The sequence below is a fragment of the Bacteroidota bacterium genome (assembly GCA_013696965.1).
In the GTDB taxonomy this organism is placed as follows: Bacteria; Bacteroidota; Bacteroidia; order JACCXN01; family JACCXN01; genus JACCXN01.
Map to the genome: position 1 here is coordinate 1 of JACCXN010000050.1, position 3,407 is coordinate 3,407.

At 33.1% G+C, this 3,407-nt stretch carries 3 protein-coding genes; all 3 read right to left on the minus strand.

All coding sequences use genetic code 11. From position 1 onward, the window contains the following. Positions 1–670 (minus strand): hypothetical protein (locus tag H0V01_07760; GenBank protein MBA2583265.1); only part of this gene is annotated, 670 nt, incomplete at its 3' end. Next, positions 671–1,045: a T9SS type A sorting domain-containing protein gene (locus H0V01_07765; GenBank protein ID MBA2583266.1), complete on the minus strand. Its 375-nt coding sequence runs from the start codon at positions 1,043–1,045 to the stop codon at positions 671–673. Positions 1,046–2,129: 1,084 nt separating this feature from the next. Further along, positions 2,130–3,128, minus strand: coding sequence for a hypothetical protein (locus H0V01_07770; GenBank protein ID MBA2583267.1), 999 nt, complete (start codon positions 3,126–3,128; stop codon positions 2,130–2,132). Between the last annotated feature and the right edge of the window lie 279 nt (positions 3,129–3,407).

The window sequence follows — 3,407 nt, forward strand, 5'->3', positions numbered from 1 at the left end:
AAGCATCATCATTATTTTCACCGCCATACGTTTTTTCCCATTCTTTAATTCCATTGGCATCTGTTTTTACCAAGTATATTTTCCATTTTTTAGCTGAAAAATGAGAGGAATAACCAACAGCTAAAAATCCATTGTCATTGGTTTTTATTATTTTCCTAAATGATTCATGATCAGGATTTCCAGGAACTCCTTGCCCCAAACCATACCTTTTGGTCCAGAGCGTATCTCCAACTGCATTAATTTTCATTATATAGCAATCCCGGTTAATTCTAATACCCAAAGTATCTTTATCAATTATGATTCCTGCAATAACAAAGGTGCTATCCTCTAATTCGATCACACTATGTGCTATATTTTCTATGCTGTCTGCTATATTGTAGATTTTATCCCATACTCTGTTGCCCAGAGAATCCGTTTTGTTTACATATAATTTATACCCTATAAAAACAAATGAAGTACTGTCTTCTGTAAAAATAACAGTCCCACCAACGGATAAATATCCTTTATCCAATGTTATGCATACTGATTGAAAACCTTCAAAAGTAGCAGTTGGGTAACCGTTAAATGGCTGCCCGTAATCATACTGTTTATTAAAATAAACAACCTGTGCTTTTGTGCACAGGTTGTTTAGAATTAAGAACAATAATATTAGCAAGCTGAATTTTTTCATTTATTTTGAAATTAACAGTTTTTCTCTTCCAACTACTCTGTTTCCATCAATTAACATGCAATAATAAACTCCGGAAGGCAAATCGGAAAGATCCAATTGAATGGTTGCCGGATTTTCAAAATTTCCGTTTAAAGATAAAACTTTTTTACCAAACAGGTCAAACACCGCAACTTCAGTCACGGTATGGTTTTCGTGTGAATCAACAAAAACAGTTAGCTGTGTACTTGCAGGATTTGGCACTAATTTTACAGTGCTATGTCCTTTAGTTATTGTACCTTTTTCAGTACTTACTGCTTTTGTATCCTGGTCTCCATTGCTCGTTCTTAAACTGTTAACATTCAGCCTGTGCGGTTCCCTAAAATATACCTGATCCATTACCGAGCTTAATACACCTTGTGTCGCAAAAGCTTCGATTAGCAGACAAATCTATACTATTTATCGTTACATTAAACATTACATGCGATTAATGCAAAATATAGTTTTCAACACTTTTGTAAAAGTTGCTATTCCCTAAAGTTAGCAGACAGAAAGGCTTTGAATCAGAGTCCCAATGCATACTTTAAAGTTTCCTATATCAAAAATCCCTACTATAATAAGAAAGCAGGGGTATTAAAATTGCAAGAGAAAATTAATCATGAAATAAAAAACTCCGTATGGGGCGAAGCACTTATGGTTTATGAGACTAAGTGGACCAAATAAAAAATGCAGCACTAATCATTAAGTCAGGAACGAAGCCCTTCCGCACGAGTAAGCACATTCACAATTCCCTCTAAATCCTATCGCAAACCAAAAATTGTAAATAAGCTTCCCTTCTGCCTTCCCTAAGCTAGGATTTAATTTTTTTTCTCCCCTCTCTAAAAAAAACAAAACACACAACCCACACTGCGCCTGTCACTATTCATTGACGTTATACTGCAATTCGAAAGTAATAGTAGTTACCTAGACAAGTGGGAAATGCCAACGGCTAACATTGCATACCCTCAAGTGGCGGTCTAGGTACTCTATTGCAAAGCCTTGAATTTCTATTAACTTTGCTGCTCGCGGTTTTTGGTTCGGTGCAATAATCGCCACCTGCGTATATGCAAATACCGTTAGCCGTAAGCATTGCGGAGAGGTGCGACAGACGGGACAGTCAGCCTTTTTCATTGAGAAACTTTTGTACAATTTTCAACATGTCAAGCAGGCCATTGCTTCGTGCTTTGTTTTTTTCCTCCCCGCATAAAAAAATTGAAATCCCAACCGCACAAAATAGCACTTTGCCTTTTGCCCCAATCACACAATCTAACACTCCTTGGCAAAAGTCAAAAAGCTATTTTTTACCACGCGAGTTTCTGCTAAATCTTTCAGAATAGAATATGTTTTTCAATATAAATAAACAGTAAGATAAACTTAAAGTTTATTTTGGCTAATAATTTGAGATTGAAAACTAATATTCCAAGATCAGAATCCCATTTTTTTTTCATTTGTAATTAAAGTTATATTTTGCTAACCCTTTATTAGTTCCAATCCATAGATTGCCTTCCTGATCGGAGGTGATAGATAAAACGGTATCAGAGGGCAGTCCTGAATTTCTTGTATTAATTATATCCCATTTCCCCTGACCATACTTAATTATACCAAGTTTATCAGTAGCAATCCATATAGTATTATTTTTGTCAATATGAATATCAAAAATATAAGTATTTAAACTATTTTCAAGTGCAGGATAAGAAGGCTTATGTACCCTCCATACATTCCCATCAAAACTTATTAATTCGTTTTTACTTCTCAACCATTTAACTCCATCATTATCTATTTCGATGTTGAAATATTCTTTATTGGGCATACCTGAATTATCAGGGGTATAAGTTTTCAATTCGTTATTTTTAAATAAAACTAGTGAAGGAATTGGATTGGTTATTAGCCAAATTGTATTATTATTTTTATCTATAGCAAAGTCTTTTAATTGGTTCTTAGGAAAATTAATGATTTCGTAATTAAACAATTCAAACTTTTGTTGATTATATTTATACAAACGATTATTAATAATCCATAAATTCCCTATATTATCTTCTCGAATTCTTATAGCGTTCCTAGGGTAGGTTGTATCCGTTTTGGGAGGAAAAGTTTTCCAATCACCATTAAACTTCATCAATCCATTTTCAAAATTATGAACCCATTTATTGTTATATGAATCTATTGTTAAATGATCAGCATAATTAAGAGGATCACCTCCAGCCCCAGGAATGGTATAGTTTAAAGAATTGCTCGAATCGAACTTCACGAGTACAACCGAAAAATTATTTATCCAGATATTATAATCTCTGTCAATCCTAATATTTCTTATAACATTATATATTAAATTTGTATTTGAAGTATCATATACAGTCCAACCTTCCTTATTTGCAAGTTCTGGAAGCGGATCAGTTTTGCACGCAAAAAACAAAAACAGAAAAAACAGAAATATAATTTTATTCATGATTTAAATTTTATTAAAAGTAAATAAAAAATTTATCATAGAATTAACTTACCTACAAGTGCTTTAAGCCTAAAAAATTAATTATTTTTCTCGTTAATTTCTTTCCTTTATTTTCAATACTGATCGAGAAAGTCAGGAAACGAAAACCCTTCCTGTCTTGTCCTGAAATAGGTTTACACTAAAAAAGTGTAAAATGGACAAAAAAATCATTCAAAAATCGAATAGACTTTTCAGCGAGTCGGAGAAACATGAAATTATAAAAGAGCTGTTTGCAAACCA

Coding starts and splice junctions, on each gene's coding strand:
- H0V01_07765 (MBA2583266.1), bottom strand. CDS start 1,045: ATGGATCAGGTATATTTTAGGGAACCGCACAGGCTGAATGTTAACAGT.
- H0V01_07770 (MBA2583267.1), bottom strand. CDS start 3,128: ATGAATAAAATTATATTTCTGTTTTTTCTGTTTTTGTTTTTTGCGTGC.